We start from the raw sequence: 15,404 nt of genomic DNA on the forward strand, positions 1-15,404 counted from the left end.
CCTGCTGATCCCCGATCGCGACACCGGCGAGGTCGTCGCCACCGTGCCCGGCCGCAAGGTCGTGTTGAACGTCCACATCACCGACACCACCCTCACCACCGACCGGTCCCCGAACCCGGTCGGGCGATGGGAGGAAGGCCGGTGCCCGATCAGTAGCGCGCAGATCCGCGAATGGCTCCGGACCCGCCAGAGCACCATCATCGTGCGGCCCGTGATCGACCTGGCCGACCACGTCCCCGTCGGCTCCTCCGAGATCCCCGACCGCCATAAGGCTCGGGTCGCACTGCGGGACCAGACCTGCCGGTTCCCGCACTGCACCCGACCCGCCCAACGCTGCGACATCGACCACCACCGTCCCTACGGCGAGGGCGGTCAGACCTGCCCGTGCAACGAAGTCGCCCTCTGCAGGCGGCACCATCGCGCGAAGACCCACTCCCGCTGGCGCTACGACATCCCCCCCCCCGGCACCTACGTCTGGACCAGCCCGACCGGATTCCGTTTCCGGGTCGACCACCGCGGCACCCACCCCGTGCACGACACCAGCGACCCGCCCGACGAGTAGCCGCCCCGCCCCCACACCCCGCCAGCCCCTGCTCGCGGGGACATCGGCGCGCCGGGGCTGCCCGGAGGCTCCGAGCTCGGCGCCAGGGCTCCTCGCACCTCAACCCACCGGAACCGGACGTCAGGCGGTGACGTCGAGGTAGACCGGCAGCGGTGAGCTCGTCGTCGCCCGGCCGACGCGGTCGGCGACCTGCTGCTGTCCGCGGGTGTCGGCGAGGACGTGGGGGATGGCGGCCATCAGCCGCTGCTGACGGGCGAGGAGGCCGCGGGCGCGCTGGACCAGGTGGCTGGGCATCGGACCGAGATCGGTGGGCGGCAGCCACGGCTCGACCGTCGTCCCGGTGGCGTCGGCCGCCCCGCCGCGCAGCATGCGCTCGGCGCGGTCGGCGTGCGCCTCGGGCCGGTCCAATGCCTCGGTCCAGGTCCGGGGGCGTGCGGGAGGCTCCGGCCCGGTCATGGGCCCGGTCATGGGCCCGGTCATGGGACCGGTCATGAGACCGCGGCCGCCATGGCCGCCTCACGCCAGGTGTCGCAGATCTGGCGGGCGAGCAGGAGGGCCTCGGCCGTCACGCTCGGCTGCCGGCGTACGTTGGCCAGGACCAGCCGGTTGCGCAGGTACTCGTAGACGCTCGCGAGCTCGCGTCCCCCCGGCATCTGGTCCACGCGCAGGCTCGACTCGAGCTCGACCACGATGTCCTGGGCGTGCAGCAGGTTGCGGTGCGCGTCCTCCCAGGACCCGCTGAGCTGAGCGCTGTGACCGCGCTCGATGTCGAGCACCAGCCGCTCCACCAGCATCACCAGCAGTCGGGCGGGCGATGCGGTGGCGACGGCGTTGGAGCGGTACGCCGCCCGGGCGGTGGTGACGTTGGCGGTGTTCATGGCGTCCTCACTGACTCGAGCTGGACAGGGCGGAGAGCTGGCCGGCGAGCCAGGTGGATTGGGACTGCAGTTGGGACAGCGCGGTCTCGAGGGCGGTGTACTGCCGCTCGAGGGAGGTGCGCCGCAGCGCGAGCCGGTCGTCCCAGGCGGTGATGCTGTCCTTGAGGCGGCCGATCGCGGCGTTCTTGCCGTTGACCGCGCTGGTCACGAGGCCGTCGTACTTGTCGCTGGCGGTCTTCGCGACCTTCTCGACGCGCGCGGCGAAGCCGGTCGTCCCGGTGATCGCGGCGCTCACGGCGTCGGGGTCCGCGCTGTAGGCGGCGGCGAACTTGGCCTCGTCGAAGGTGAACCTGCCGTACCGGTCCACCTGGACGCCGTACGCCGCCAGGCTGGTGCCGTCGGCGGGATAGACCGTCTGTGCCAGCGCCGAGGCGACGCCGCGCAGCGTGCTGTCACCGGACAGCACGCCGGCCTTCGTGGCGTCGCTGTTGTGCGCGGTGGCGGTCCCGATGGCGTCGAGGAGGCCGTTGAGGTCGGTCACCAGGGCCTTGACGGCGGCCGAGCGGGCCGCGGCGTCGCGGCTGATCACGACGTCCGAGGTGCCGGTGGCCGTCGCCCCCAGCGTGATGGTGACGCCGGGCGTGATGTCGGTGAACGTGTTGGTGGGGGAGGTGGCGGTGATGCCGCCGATGGAGATCGACGCGTCGCGGCCGGACCGCACCGTCGCCCCTCCCAGGAGCGGTGAGCCGTCGCCCGCGGTGAGCTCGAAGCCGGTGGCCGCGCCGGTCGTCGTGGACTCCACGAGCAGCCGGAACCGGTCGGTCCCGTCGGTGTTGCCGACCTTGACCAGGGTGGCGCGCAGGCCCCTGTCGGCTGCGTTGATGGCCGCAGCGACCTGGTCGAGGGTGCCGCCGGCGGTCGTGATCGAGACGTCGGCCTGGCCGTCGCGCTTGAGGACGACGTTGGTGCCGGACCCGGTGACGACGTCGCTCTTGGCATGCGCGTCGGTGAACGCGAGCTGGTGGTTGAGCGCGGTCTGGCCGACGGCGACGCTGAAGGAGCCGGGAGTGGCGCTGGTGCCGGCGCTCACGGTGACCGCGGCGTTCGAGGAGATCGTCTTGAGGCTCGCCCACGTGCCGGTCGTCAACGACGACGTGGCGAGGGATCCGGAGGTGCCGCCCAGGGTGGCGAGCCGGGCATTGAGCTGCTGGTACGCCGACAGCTGGCTCTGCTCCGAGACGAGGCGGCTCTTGAGCTTGGCCTGGGGAGCGGCCTCGAGGGACATCAGCTGGCTGATGATCGTGGCGGTGTCCAGCCCGCTGGCCAGGCCGCCGATGCTGGATGTCGCCATCGAGTCCTCCGAGCAGTTCTAGGGCAAGGTCGAGGAACAGCTGGTGCCGGTGGGGCCGAGGGCCCCACCGGCACCAGCGGAGACTCCGGAAGGATCAGCCGCGGAGCAGCTGAAGAACACCGTTGGGGGCGGAGTTCGCCTGGGCGAGCATCGCCGTACCAGCCTGCGAGAGGATCTGGGACTTGGTGAAGCTCATCATCTCCGAGGCCATGTCGGTGTCACGGATGCGCGACTCCGAGGCCGACAGGTTCTCGATCGCCACGTTGACGTTGGCGATCGTGTGCTCGAACCGGTTCTGGTAGGCACCGAGGTTGGCTCGAGCGGTCGAGACGGCGTTGATCTGGGTGTCGATCGTGGAGATCGCCGCCTGGGCGCTGGCGTGCGTGGCGAACGACAGGCCGCCCGCGGTGGCGGCGCCGTTGGCGACGCCCGTGCCCGGACCCGTGGCGACGTCGACGGTCAGACCGTTCTTCGACGACACGACGAGCTTGCTGTCCTTGTCCACCGAGGCGCTGAAGCTCGCCGAGAACGCGCTGTCCTCGTTGAGGGCGTCGGCGACCTGCTGCACGTTGGTGTACGTCCCGGCCGCACCGAGGGTGACGGTGGCGGTGTCGGTGGTGGTGCCGTCGGTGGCGGAGAAGGCCATCGCGCCGGTGACGTCGGTCGGCGTGAGCACCTCGAAGGTGGCGCCCGCGCTGCCGAGGTTGCCGGCGATGGAGACCACGTTGACGCTCGACAGGTTGACGGCGATGTTGCTGTTGGCGTCGCCGTCGGCCCCGACCTGGAAGTTCAGCGTGCCCGCGCTGCCGTCGAGCAGGTTGGTGCCGTTGAAGTTGGTCGAGTTGCCGATCCGGGTCAGCTCGGAGGTGAGCTGGTCCGCCTCCGCCTTGATGTTGGCGCGGGCCGAGCCGTTGTTGCTGTCGTTCGACGCCTGCACGGCGAGGTCACGCATGCGCTGCAGGATCGAGTGGACCTCGGTCAGGGCGCCTTCCGTGGTCTGCACGACGGAGATGCCGTCCTGCGCGTTGCGGACGGCGACCTTGAGGCCACCGACCTGCGAGCGCAGGCCCTCGGAGATCGCCAGACCGGCGGCGTCGTCGGCGGCCCGGTTGATCCGGAAGCCCGACGACAGCTTCTCCATGGACTTCGAGAGCTGACCCTGCGTCACCGACAGGTTGCGGTAGGCGTTGGTGGCCTCGATGTTCTGGTTGATGCGAAGACCCATGATATTTCCCTCCTGGATTCAGGTCACTGGTGTTGCTCGGGGACCGTCCGTGGTCGCCCTTCGGGTTGGTGTTCGGTACGCCGGCGGCGTACCTGAGCGGTTTTGTCGGCCCGCCGTCGCGGATCAGCCGACCGCGTCGAGCGGGCTGACGCCCCGGCGCATCCCGGCCGCGTGCCGGGCGGCGACGGCGGCGAAGTACGACTCCCGGCGCCGCTGGGCCACGCCGCCGGCCTTGCCCGTCTGCTGGACGAGCGAGGGCTCGAGCTCGTGGTTGAGCGCGTCGCGGAGCAAGGAGAGGGCCTCGGCACGCATCTGCGAGATCCGGGAGTCGGTGACGCCCAGGTTCTCGGCGATGTCGGCCATGGGCCGCTCGGCGAAGAAGTAGCCCTCGACCACGACCCGCAGCCGGTCGGGGAGCTCCGCGATCGCCTCGCGGAGGTAGGTGAGCCGCTCGCCGTGCTCGAGGAGGTCCTCCGGGGACGGCGCCCGGGTCGGGACCAGCTCCTCGATGGGGGTGGTGCTCGAGCCCTGCAGGGACAGCACCTGCGCCCGGGAGACGTCGTCGTCGTTGGCCGCGACCTCGTCCTCGCTCAGCCCGGCCGCGCGGGCGACCTCGGCGAGCGAGGGGGTGCGGCCGAGGACCACGGCGAGCTGGTTGCGGGTCTCGGCGAGGTCGCGGGCCCGGCGGCGCACGGAGCGCGACGCCCAGTCGACCGAGCGCAGCTCGTCGAGCAGGGCGCCGCGGATGCGGGTGGCGGCGTACCTGTCGAAGGGGACGCCCCGGGCCGCGTCGAACGCGCGGGCCGCGAGGACGAGGGCGGTCAGACCGGCGGAGGTCAGGTCGTCACGGTTCACGTGGGACGGCACGCGTCCCATGGTCTCCCTGACGATGTGCCCGACCAGGGGCATGTGGCTGGTGATCAGCTCGTCGGTACCCGAGGTGGTGGCGGTGGCCTCGTTCGCGTTCACAAGCACGACATTGCTGGTCCGCGTGGGCGGCGCGCAGGTCAATGGGAGCCAACGGGCCGGTCGGTCGGACGAATAGGGACCCAGGTCCCGGGTTCGGGTGGCCCGGCCGGACAACCCCACGCCCTCCGATCGTCGGAAATCCTCAGGTCCGGTCCCGGACGGGCGATGGGACGGCACGAGTGACCCCGCAGCTCGGGGCGGACGGAGAGGTCGGAATCGTCGTGGTCCACACAGCAGACGACACAGCGGACATCGCAGGGGACATCGCGGGGGACATGGCAGGGGACATGGCAGCGGACATGGACAAGCTGTCCCAGGTCCTGTGGCGGGAGCGCGAGATGCTCGAGGCGCTGGCCTATCGCCTCGAGGTCGAGCGGCTGGTGCTCGCCAGCGGGCGCACGCGGTGGCTGGTCAACGCCACCCGCGACATCGAGGACCTGCTCGACGACCTGCGCGCCACCGAGGTGCTGCGGGCCACCGCCGCCGACCAGGCGGCCGCCGTCCTCGGGCTCACCCCCAACCCGTCCCTGGCCGCGCTCGCCGAGGCCGCCAGCGATCCCTGGCGGGGGATCCTGCGCGACCACCGCGACACGCTCGTCGCGATCGCGCGCGACATCGCCGAGACGTCCGAGGACGCCCGGGGTCTGCTCACCGCCGGCTATCGCTCGGCGCGCGAGACCCTGCTCGCCATCGGCGGCACGTCGACGGCGAGCTACACCCACGCCGGGACCGTCGTGGCCGACGTCCCCCGGCCCCACCTCCTCGACCGGAGCCTGTGATGGCCGGCTCGTTCGGCTCGATCAGCACCGCGCTCACCGGCCTGCGCTACAACCAGGTCGCCCTCGACGTGGCTGGCAACAACATCGCCAACGCGAACACCGACGGCTACGTCCGCCGCCGGGTCGTGGGGGCGTCCGTCAGCAGTGCGGAGCCTGCGATGTGGTCGCGCTACGACGGCCACGGCGAGGGCGTCGAGGTCGGCGAGGTACGCCGCATGGCCGATCCCCTCCTCGATTCGCGGGTACGCCGCGAGCACGGCCTGCTCTCCTATCTCGCGACCAGCAGCACGATCCTGTCCCGGATCGAGGAGGGCGTGGCGGAGCCCGGCCCCCACGGCGTGCACGCCGCGATGCTGGACCTGCGGGACTCCTGGCAGGCGCTCTCGCGCAACCCCGACGGCACCGCCGCGCGCCAGCAGGTGCTCGGCCGGGCGGAGACGCTCGCCCAGGCACTGCGCGGACAGGTCGCCCACGTGGCGGGGGAGGAGGCCGACCAGCGCATCCACGCCATCAACCTGGTGAGCGAGGTCAACAGCGCCGCCGCCGGCCTGGCGGGCCTCAACCACGACATCCTCGTGACCGAGCAGAACGGCACCGACGCCGGCGTCCTGCGTGACCGCCGCGACCAGCTCGCGCTGCGCATCGCCGAGCTGGCCGGCGGTGTCACCACCGTCGAGCCCGACGGGCAGTTCACCGTCACCGTCGCGGGCAACGCCCTCGTGCAGGGCAAGGACGCGGGCACGTTCGTCCTGGCCTCCGGCATCACGCCCGCCGGTGCCGCGGACGGATCGCCGATCTCCTACCGGATCGACGCGCCGTGGGGCAGCACCGTGCTCCCGTCCGGGGCGGCCGGACCCGGCGGGGAGCTGGGCGGCGTCACCGAGATGCTCTCGACCCGGCTGCCGTCGTACCGTGCCGGGCTGGACGCCGTGGCCGCCGACCTCGCCGCCACCCTGAACACCCAGCAGGCGGCGGGGTACGACGCGAACGGGGTCGCCGGCGCGCCGCTGTTCGCCTACGACCCGCTCGTCGGAGCCGCCAGCCTGCAGGTGGCGATCACCGACCCCTCGAGGCTCGCGGCCTCCGCCCTGCCCGGCGGCGCGCTGGACGGCGGCAACGCCGACCTGCTCAGCCGGGTCGGCACCTACCCCGACGCCTACCAGCGTCTCGTCAACGGGCTCGGGACGGACGTGGCGGCCCTCGACCGACGTACCGCCAACCAGACCTCGCTCTCCGGAGCGCTCGACGACGCCCGCGAGCAGCAGGCGGGCATCAACCTCGACGAGGAGACGGTCAACATGGTCACCGCCCAGCGCGCCTACGAGGCCGCCGCGCGCGTGATGACCACGCTCGACGACATGCTCGACACGCTCATCAACCGCACCGGCCTCGTGGGCCGATAGGGGGACCGCCATGACGATCGGACGCGTCACCCAGCGCATGATGAGCGAGGGCTCGCTGGCCAACCTGCAGCGCGGGCTCGGCCGGATGGCCTCCCTGCAGGAGCAGCTCTCGACCGGGCGGGTCATCAACCGCCCCTCGGACAACCCCACCGGCACCACGGCCGCGATGCGGATCCGCACCTCGGTCGCCGACCAGGGGCAGTACGCCCTCAACGCCCAGGACGGCATCGGCTGGCTCACCCAGGTGGACAACTCGCTCGCCGCGGTCACGTCGTCGGTACGACAGGCGCGGGACCTGGCTCTCCAGGGTGCCAACAGCGGCGCGATGGGGCAGCAGGCCCGCGACGCGCTCGCGATCGAGGTCGACGGGATCCGGGAGCAGCTGCTCGGGGAGAGCAACGCCAGCTATCTCCAGCGCCCGGTGTTCGGCGGTGTCACGGGCGCGGGGCGCGCCTACGACGACAGCGGCACCTGGGTCGGGGTGGCCGGCCAGGTCAACCGGCGCGTCGCCGACGACGTCGTCGTCCAGGTCGACGTCGACGGACGCACGGTGTTCGGTGACGGCGCCGGCTCGGTCTTCGCCGAGCTGGCCGCCCTCTCGACCGCGCTGCGCGCCGGGGACACGACCGCCGTCCGGGCCTCGGTCGACGTCCTGCGCACACGGGAGAGCACCGTGACCGGCGTGCGGGCCGCCGCCGGCAGCCGCTACCAGCGCCTCGAGCAGTCGCAGCAGGCCGCCGCCGACGCCTCGATGTCCCTGGCCAACGGCCTCAGCTCGATCGAGAACGCCGACCTCGCGGAGACCACCATGCATCTCAAGGTGCAGGAGGTCGCCTACCAGGCGGCCCTGGCCGCGACCTCGCGCGTCATCCAGCCCAGCCTGCTGGACTTCCTGCGATGACGGCCCAGCCTGTGACGGCCCAGCCTGCGATGATGGAGCGCATGGACCTCCCCGTCATCGAGCTGGCCCACCCGATGCCCGGGTTCCCCGACGACGAGCGCTTCGCGCTGGTGCGCCTCGACGAGGACGGCGTGCTCCACGGCTTCCGCTCGCTCGACAGCTCGGACCTGCAGTTCGTGGTCGTGCCGCCGGCGCCGTTCTACCCCGACTACGCCCTCGACCTCGACGACGACACCGCGGCCGAGCTCGGCATCGACGAGAGCACCGCCGACGACGTCCTCGTGCTGCTCGTGGTCCGCGCCGGCGCCACCCTGGCCGACACCACGGTCAACCTCCGCGCTCCGCTGGTCGTCAATCCCACGACCCGCCGCGCCAGCCAGATCATCCTGGACGACGCCGACCTCCCTCTCGCCGCACCACTCGTCGCATAGGCCGGATCCGCCGGTGGCTGCCTGCCGCCGGCGCCCCACGGGCGCGCGCGCTGCGTTGCGGACGCTCGATGGGCGGACCAGCACGTCGGCGCGTCCACGCCTTGCGACCACACCCGTGGGATGCCGCTCGCTACGCCACCCATCGGCGGATCCGCCCTGACCCGCTAACCTCGGCTACGTGCTGGTTCTCTCGCGTCGCATCGGCGAAAGCGTCGTCATCGGCGGCGGCTCGCCCGAGGCGGTCACCGTGACCGTCCTCGAGGTGCGCGGCGACGTCGTACGGATCGGCATCGACGCGCCCCGCTCCGTCGCCGTCCACCGCGCCGAGCTCCTCGCCGAGCTCGCCGACGCCAACGCCGACGCCGCCTCCCCACCCGACGACGCCGTCGCCTCCCTCAGCCAGGCCCTCCGCTCGCGCACCTGATCACCTCTCTGCCCGAGCGCGCCGGGGCCGGTGTGCTGTAACACGTTGTTGGCCGACCTGGGCGACCTGTGTCTGCTGTAACACGTTGTTCGCTGCTCTACGCGACCCGTGTCTGCTGTAGCAGCCGCATCCAGACCCCCTCAAGCGAAGTCTTGCGGCTGGTAGAGCAGCGAACAACGTGTTACAGCGCCCCGCGGCCAGCGCCTCGCAGCCGACACCCGCAGCCGACACCCCAAGGCTGACGCCCCGCCGGGACTAGATCCCAACTCTCTTGACTCGCCTCACCCCACCCCCCTCGGAGCCGATCGGGGGGAGCGAGCCTGAAGGGAGGGCCGATGGACGACGACGCCGAGATCATCGCCGAGTTCCTCGTGGAGTCCCACGAGAACCTGGACCAGCTGGACCGCGACCTGGTCGAGCTCGAGCAGCAGCCCGATTCGCGGGAGCGGCTCTCGAGCATCTTCCGCACCATCCACACCATCAAGGGCACCAGCGGGTTCCTGGCGTTCAACCGCCTCGAGCAGCTGACCCACGTGGGCGAGACCCTGCTGTCGCGACTGCGGGACGGCGAGGTCGTGATGACGCCCCCGATCGCGGAGGGCCTGCTCGCGATGGTCGACACGGTCCGGGTGCTGCTCGACGTGATCGAGCGGACCGGCCACGACACCGACCCGGCCGTCGACGTCGTCCCGGTCGTCGCCGTCATCGAGGGCCTGCTGGCCGCGGAGCCGCAGGCACCGGCCGTCGAGGCACCCGTGCCCGAGCCTCCCGCGACCGACCTCGAGCAGCCCGAGCACCCCGAGCACCCCGACCAGCCCGATCACCCCGACCAGCCGGGGCAGTCGGACGGCTGGGACGGCGTGGAGCGCCGTGCCGTCGTCGACGCCTCGGTCCGCGTGGACGTCGACCTGCTCGACGACCTCGTCGACCTTGTCGGCGAGCTGGTGCTGACCCGCAACCAGCTGCTGCAGCGCAGCCTCGGCTCCACGGACGCCGAGCTGGTGCGCGCCAGCCAGCGCCTGGACCTGGTGGCCAGCGAGCTGCAGGAGTCGATCATGAAGACCCGCATGCAGCCCATCGGCCAGGTCTGGTCGAAGATGCCGCGGGTGGTGCGCGACCTGTCCCACCAGCTGGGCCGCGAGGTCGAGCTGGTGATGGAGGGTCACGACACCGAGCTGGACCGAAGCCTGCTCGAGGCGGTCAAGGACCCGCTGACCCATCTGGTGCGCAACTCGCTGGACCACGGCATCGAGCCGCCCGACGTACGCCGCGCCGCGGGCAAGGACGCGAAGGGCACCTTGACCCTGCGGGCCTACCACGAGTCCGGCCAGGTGGTCGTCGAGATCGCCGACGACGGCTCGGGCATCGACCCGGCGACGATCGGCGCGGTGGCAGTCGAGCGCGGCGTCGTCACCCGTGACCAGCTCGCGCGGATGGACGGCCGCGACGTGCTCGGGCTGATCTTCCGGCCCGGCTTCTCCACGGCCGCCGCCGTCTCCAACATCTCCGGCCGCGGCGTCGGGATGGACGTCGTGCGCACCAACATCGAGCGCATCGGCGGCAGCGTCGACGTCGCCTCCGAGCCCGGGCGGGGTACGACGACCCGGGTCCGGATCCCGTTGACCCTCGCGATCATCCCTGCCCTCGTGGTCGGCGAGGGCGGCGAGCGGTACGCCATCCCGCAGGCCAACCTCGTCGAGCTGGTCCGGATCGAGGGCGACGACCTCCGCCGCCAGGTCGAGGATCTCGCCGGCGCGCCGGTGCTGCGCCTGCGCGGCAAGCTGCTCCCGCTCGTCTCCCTCGCCGAGACCCTCGGCGGCACGGCTCTCGAGGACGACGCGCTCACGGTCGTCGTCCTGCAGTCCGACGACGTCCGCTTCGGGCTGTGCGTCTCCGAGGTCCACGACACCCAGGAGATCGTCGTCAAGCCGATCGGCCGACAGCTCAAGGGACTGGCGATGTACGCCGGCGCCACCATCATGGGCGACGGGCGGGTCGCGCTCATCCTCGACGTGGCGGGCATCGCCGGCACGGTCGGGGTCGGCGCGACCCAGCAGGAGTCCACCGACGGCCGCGGTGCCGGAGCCGACGACCGCACCGCGCTGCTCGTGCTCGAGGTCGCCGACGGACGCCGCGCGGCCCTGCCGCTGGCGGCGGTCGCGCGGCTCGAGGAGTTCGGCCGCGACCGGGTGGAGCGCAGCGGGTCCGCCGAGGTCGTCCAGTACCGCGACGGCATCCTGCCGCTCGTCCGGCTCGCCTCCGCCATCGGTCTGCCCGACACCAGCGACCAGGGCGAGCAGATCAGCGTGGTCGTCCACGAGATCGCCGGCGCCGCGGGTGCCGCCGGGGCCGCGGGCGCCGTCGGCATCGTCATCGACCGCGTCCTCGACGTCGTCGAGGTCGCCGTCACCGCGAGCGAGGTCGGTCGTCGTACCGGCGTGACCGGCAGCGCCGTCGTCCAGGACCGGGTCACCGACCTGGTCGACCTCGACGCCGTCGTCGCCCGATCGGGGGTCCCGGCATGAGCACGACCATGACGACCGCCGGCACCGCGAACCGCGCCGCGGAGCAGTACTGCACGTTCTGGGTCGCGGGACTCTTCTTCGGCGTCGCCGTCGACGACGTGCAGGAGGTGCTCCGGCGCCAGCCGATGACGCCGGTGCCGCGCGCGAGTCGTGCGGTCACCGGGCTGATCAACCTGCGCGGCCAGATCGTGACCGCCGTCGACCTGCGGGTGCGTCTGGGCCTGCCCGACCGCGAGGACGACCAGTTGCCGATGAACGTCATCGTGCGCAGCCGCGGCGAGGTGGTCAGCCTCCTCGTCGACGACATCGGCGACGTGATCGACCCGGGCGAGTCGGGCGGCGGCGACCCGCAGCCCACCCCGTCCACCATGCCGCGCGAGGTCCAGGACGTCGTCCGCGGCGTCCGTCCCCTGCCCGACTCCATCCTGCTCGTCCTCGACGCCGACCGCGCGGTCGACGTCGCGACCACAACCGACACCACCGGAGGAAACCCGTGACCGAGACCCTGGACCCGCCTGTGAACGGCACCGGCCCCACCCGGACCTCGAGCCCGACGGCCCGCAAGGCCCGCACTGCCGCGCCCGCGGTCGACTTCGCGCTGTACGACGCGCTCGACAGGGGCGCCTTCGTCGTCGGCCCCGACTATCGGGTGCGGTTCGTGAACCGCCAGGCGCGCAGAGAGCTCGCTGCCGGCGGCGCCGACATCCCGAAGGTCGACCCGGACACGCTGATCGGCGCCTCCTTCGAGGCGATCTACCTGCACGCCGAGCTCGGCGCGCGGGTGACGGCGAGCGCCGACCACCTGCCGCTGACCGACCGGGTCGTCTCCGAGCACACGACGCACGACGTGTCGTTCACCGCGGTCCACGACGGCGCCGGGACGTACGTCGGCGCGCTGGCCGTCTTCGAGGACGTCACCGACCGGGTGCGGACCGAGCAGCAGATGGCGATCGCCAGCTCGATGATGGAGAACAGCCCGACGAACATGATGTTCGCGGACCTCGACTTCGTCATCCAGTACATGAACCCCGCCTCGCTCAACACCCTGCGCCGCCTGGAGGGCGTGCTCCCGGTCAAGGCCGACGACGTGGTCGGATCGAGCCTCGACATCTTCCACAAGAACCCGGCCTACCAGCGCGGTCTCCTCGCGACCGCCGACCACCTGCCGCGTCGTGCCGACATCCGGGTCGGCGACCAGACGCTCGACCTGCTCGTCAGCGCGATCACCGACACGAACGGCGCGTACGTCGGGGCGATGGCGACGTGGGAGGTCATCACCGACCGGCTGCGGATCGAGCGCGAGAGCACCGAGGCCGCAGCCGACACCTCCGCGGTCAACAAGGTTCTCGCTGCGCTCGCCGCCGCCGCCGACGCGGACGCGGCCGTCCAGGTCGCGCTCGACACGGTGCGCGGCGAGTTCGGCTGGGCCTACGGCTCGTACTGGAGCGTCGACCCGGCCGACCGGCTGCTGAAGTTCGACCGGGAGTCGGGCGATGCCGGGCCGGAGTTCCGCCAGGTGACCATGCAGGCGTCCTTCGCCGAGGGCATCGGCCTGTCCGGCCGGGCCTGGGCCCAGCGCGACCTGTTCTTCACCCGCGACATCGGCGAGATGACCGACTGCGTGCGGGCGCCCGTCGCCCAGCGGGTCGGTGTGAAGTCGGGCGTGTGCTTCCCGATCGTGGTCGACGGCGAGGTCGTCGGCACCATGGACTTCTTCGCGACCGAGACCCTGGAGCCGAGCGCGCAGCGCCTCGATGCCCTGCGCAACATCGGGCGCCTGGTCTCCCAGGCCATCGCCCGGGTCAACCGCGAGGTCAGCGAGCGCGAGGCGGCCGCCGTGCTTGCCGGCAAGGTCACCCAGATCCTCGACGTCGTGTCCGCGGCCGCCGAGGGCGACCTCACCCGCGAGCTCGCCATCGACGGCGACGACGCCGTCGGCCAGGTCGCCGAGGGCCTGCGCCGGCTGATGTCCACCCTGCGCTCGAGCATGGGCAACATCAGCGGCGCCGCCGAGACCCTCGGCGCGGCCGCGACCCAGCTCACCTCGCTGGCCGAGGGGATGGGCGAGGGCGCCTCGACGACCTCCGACCGCGCGGCGTCCGCGTCGAGCGCGTCGGTCCAGGTGTCCGCGTCCATCCAGACCGTCGCCACGGCGGCGGAGGAGATGACGGCCTCGATCCGCGAGATCGCCAAGAACGCCACCGAGGCCGCGACCGTCGCGACCGACGCGGTGACCGTGGCCTCCGAGGCCCAGGGCACCGTCGCCTCGCTCGGCGAGTCCTCGGCCGAGATCGGCCAGGTCATCAAGGTGATCACCTCGATCGCCCAGCAGACCAACCTGCTCGCCCTCAACGCGACCATCGAGGCCGCTCGGGCCGGCGACGCCGGCAAGGGGTTCGCGGTGGTCGCCAACGCGGTCAAGGAGCTCGCCAAGGAGACGGCGAAGGCGACCGAGGAGATCGGCCAGAAGATCGAGGCCATCCAGAGCGACACCCAGGGCGCCGTCTCGGCCATCAGCCGGATCGCCGACGTGATCGCCCGGATCAACGACATCCAGTCGACGATCGCCTCCGCGGTGGAGGAGCAGACCGCCACCACCAACGAGATCGCCCGCTCGGTCACCGAGGCCGCCGCCGGCGCCAACGGCATCGCCGAGGACGTCACCCAGGTGGCCACCGCGGCCGCCGACACCCGCGAGGGCGCCCAGAACACCCTCAGCTCCGCCACCGAGCTGACCGGCGTCGCCGGCGAACTGCGGGACATGGTGGGTCGCTTCCAGATCTGAGCGGATATGAAGAACCCCCGCCACCGAGAGGTGGCGGGGGTTCTTCTGCGTACGGGGCAGGCGGGCTCTCAGCCGACCCGGCGGTCGGGGGCCGGGGCGATCGAGCCCAGCGGCGCGGCGGCGTCGGCCCCGCGCAGTCGTACGGCGAGCAGCGCGGCCTGGGTGCGGTGCTGGAGGCCGAGCCGGGCGAGCAGGCCGGTGACGTGGTTCTTGACGGTCTTCTCGGCGAGGTAGAGCTTCTCCGCGATCTGCCGGTTGGTCATGCCCTCGGCGATGAGGAAGAAGATCTTGCGCTGCTGCGGCGTGAGCTCGCAGATGACGTCGAGCGACTTGCGCTGCATCTCCATCTGCTCGACGACGCGGTTGGCGACCGCGGGGTCGATGAGCGAGTGGCCGCCCGCGACCAGCTTGATGCCGTTGAGCAGCGAGTTGCCCTCGATCCGCTTCAGCACATAGCCGGAGGCGCCGGCGAGGATCGCCGCGGAGATCGCGTCCGGGTCGTCGTACGTCGTGAGGATGAGCGCCTTGATGTTCGGGTCGACCGAGCGCATCTCGCGGCAGATGTCGACGCCGGTCCCGTCGGCGAGGTTCGCGTCGAGGACGGCGATGTCGGGTCGCAGCTCGAGGATCTCGCGCAGGCCCACGGTCGCGCTTCCCGACTGACCGACCACCTCGAGCTCGGGGTCGGTCGCGAGCAGGCTGGCGACGCCCCGGCGGACGACCTCGTGGTCGTCGACGATGTAGACGCGGATCGGGTTCTGTACAGGCACACCACGATTCTGCGGGCAGACACGTCCCAGGGCGATGGCATCGGGACAGCTGGGACCGGAGGATTTCCGGGCATGGTCTGTTGGGACTATGTCCCCCTGGCCGAACGGCGGTGCCACCCGGCCGGCACGGCCGGTGTCGAGGGTCTCAGCGGGCGCGCAGGTCGGCCAGCGCGGCCGAGACGTCGCGCTCGCTGCGGCGCAGCTCGGCGAGCAGGGCGACGATGTCCTGGGTGGTGAGACGCTCGTCCTGGGTGCGCGGCGCGAGGCACTCGGTGGCCTCCTCGGAGGTGATCCGGGTGCCGATCTCGAGGCGGTACGACGTGTCGGCGAGCTCGAAGGCGATGTCGGCCACGACGGCGGTGAAGTGCTCCCCGGCGACCGGGTCGTGCACGACGAGGTGC

The 15,404-nt window shown here is 72.0% G+C and carries 16 protein-coding genes; 9 read left to right on the forward strand and 7 right to left on the reverse strand.

Going from position 1 to position 15,404, the window contains the following annotated elements:
- Positions 1-562: HNH endonuclease signature motif containing protein (locus tag FHP29_RS05770; RefSeq protein WP_192903973.1), on the forward strand; the 562-nt coding region annotated here is incomplete at its 5' end.
- A 120-nt stretch (positions 563-682) separates the two neighbouring features.
- Here the strand turns inward: FHP29_RS05770 and FHP29_RS05775 are convergent.
- From FHP29_RS05775 to FHP29_RS05795, 5 genes are all read right to left on the reverse strand, one after another.
- Complete coding sequence (locus FHP29_RS05775; RefSeq protein ID WP_139621895.1) at positions 683-1,030, reverse strand: hypothetical protein; 348 nt, start codon at positions 1,028-1,030, stop codon at positions 683-685.
- A 20-nt stretch (positions 1,031-1,050) separates the two neighbouring features.
- Complete coding sequence (fliS, locus tag FHP29_RS05780) at positions 1,051-1,440, reverse strand: flagellar export chaperone FliS (protein WP_139621896.1); 390 nt, start codon at positions 1,438-1,440, stop codon at positions 1,051-1,053.
- A gap of 7 nt (positions 1,441-1,447) precedes the next feature.
- Positions 1,448-2,791, reverse strand: coding sequence for a flagellar filament capping protein FliD (fliD, locus tag FHP29_RS05785; RefSeq protein ID WP_139621897.1), 1,344 nt, complete (start codon positions 2,789-2,791; stop codon positions 1,448-1,450).
- A gap of 94 nt (positions 2,792-2,885) precedes the next feature.
- Positions 2,886-4,016: a flagellin N-terminal helical domain-containing protein gene (locus FHP29_RS23095; protein WP_139621898.1), complete on the reverse strand. Its 1,131-nt coding sequence runs from the start codon at positions 4,014-4,016 to the stop codon at positions 2,886-2,888.
- A 123-nt stretch (positions 4,017-4,139) separates the two neighbouring features.
- Complete coding sequence (locus tag FHP29_RS05795; protein ID WP_240044335.1) at positions 4,140-4,985, reverse strand: sigma-70 family RNA polymerase sigma factor; 846 nt, start codon at positions 4,983-4,985, stop codon at positions 4,140-4,142.
- 287 nt (positions 4,986-5,272) lie between these two features.
- On the opposite strand from FHP29_RS05795, the gene flgN reads away from it, so the two are divergent.
- From flgN to FHP29_RS05835, 8 genes are all read left to right on the forward strand, one after another.
- Positions 5,273-5,764 carry a flagellar export chaperone FlgN gene (gene flgN / locus FHP29_RS05800; RefSeq protein WP_240044336.1) on the forward strand — a complete coding sequence of 164 codons (492 nt, stop codon included), beginning with the start codon at positions 5,273-5,275 and terminating at the stop codon, positions 5,762-5,764.
- A complete protein-coding gene (flgK, locus tag FHP29_RS05805) occupies positions 5,764-7,167 on the forward strand; it encodes a flagellar hook-associated protein FlgK (RefSeq protein ID WP_139621899.1) in 1,404 nt (467 codons plus the stop codon). Before flgN ends, flgK begins: the two co-directional genes overlap by 1 nt.
- A 10-nt stretch (positions 7,168-7,177) precedes the next feature.
- Positions 7,178-8,068, forward strand: coding sequence for a flagellin N-terminal helical domain-containing protein (locus FHP29_RS05810; RefSeq protein WP_139621900.1), 891 nt, complete (start codon positions 7,178-7,180; stop codon positions 8,066-8,068).
- A 41-nt stretch (positions 8,069-8,109) separates the two neighbouring features.
- Positions 8,110-8,499: a flagellar assembly protein FliW gene (gene fliW, locus FHP29_RS05815; RefSeq protein ID WP_240044337.1), complete on the forward strand. Its 390-nt coding sequence runs from the start codon at positions 8,110-8,112 to the stop codon at positions 8,497-8,499.
- A gap of 178 nt (positions 8,500-8,677) precedes the next feature.
- Complete coding sequence (locus FHP29_RS23235) at positions 8,678-8,923, forward strand: carbon storage regulator (protein WP_139621902.1); 246 nt, start codon at positions 8,678-8,680, stop codon at positions 8,921-8,923.
- A gap of 335 nt (positions 8,924-9,258) precedes the next feature.
- Positions 9,259-11,448: a chemotaxis protein CheA gene (locus FHP29_RS05825; RefSeq protein ID WP_139621903.1), complete on the forward strand. Its 2,190-nt coding sequence runs from the start codon at positions 9,259-9,261 to the stop codon at positions 11,446-11,448.
- Positions 11,445-11,945, forward strand: a complete 501-nt coding sequence (locus tag FHP29_RS05830) for a chemotaxis protein CheW (RefSeq protein WP_240044338.1) — start codon at positions 11,445-11,447, stop codon at positions 11,943-11,945. Before FHP29_RS05825 ends, FHP29_RS05830 begins: the two co-directional genes overlap by 4 nt.
- Positions 11,942-14,233 (forward strand): methyl-accepting chemotaxis protein, encoded by a 2,292-nt coding sequence (locus FHP29_RS05835; RefSeq protein WP_139621904.1) that lies wholly within the window; start codon positions 11,942-11,944, stop codon positions 14,231-14,233. Before FHP29_RS05830 ends, FHP29_RS05835 begins: the two co-directional genes overlap by 4 nt.
- A gap of 68 nt (positions 14,234-14,301) precedes the next feature.
- Here the strand turns inward: FHP29_RS05835 and FHP29_RS05840 are convergent, their stop codons facing one another.
- Positions 14,302-15,003: a response regulator gene (locus FHP29_RS05840; RefSeq protein WP_205013906.1), complete on the reverse strand. Its 702-nt coding sequence runs from the start codon at positions 15,001-15,003 to the stop codon at positions 14,302-14,304.
- 145 nt (positions 15,004-15,148) lie between these two features.
- Positions 15,149-15,404: hypothetical protein (locus FHP29_RS05845; RefSeq protein ID WP_158296489.1), on the reverse strand; the 256-nt coding region annotated here is incomplete at its 5' end.

Origin of the sequence: Nocardioides albidus (assembly GCF_006335005.1) — a bacterium.
Taxonomy (GTDB): domain Bacteria; phylum Actinomycetota; class Actinomycetes; order Propionibacteriales; family Nocardioidaceae; genus Nocardioides; species Nocardioides albidus.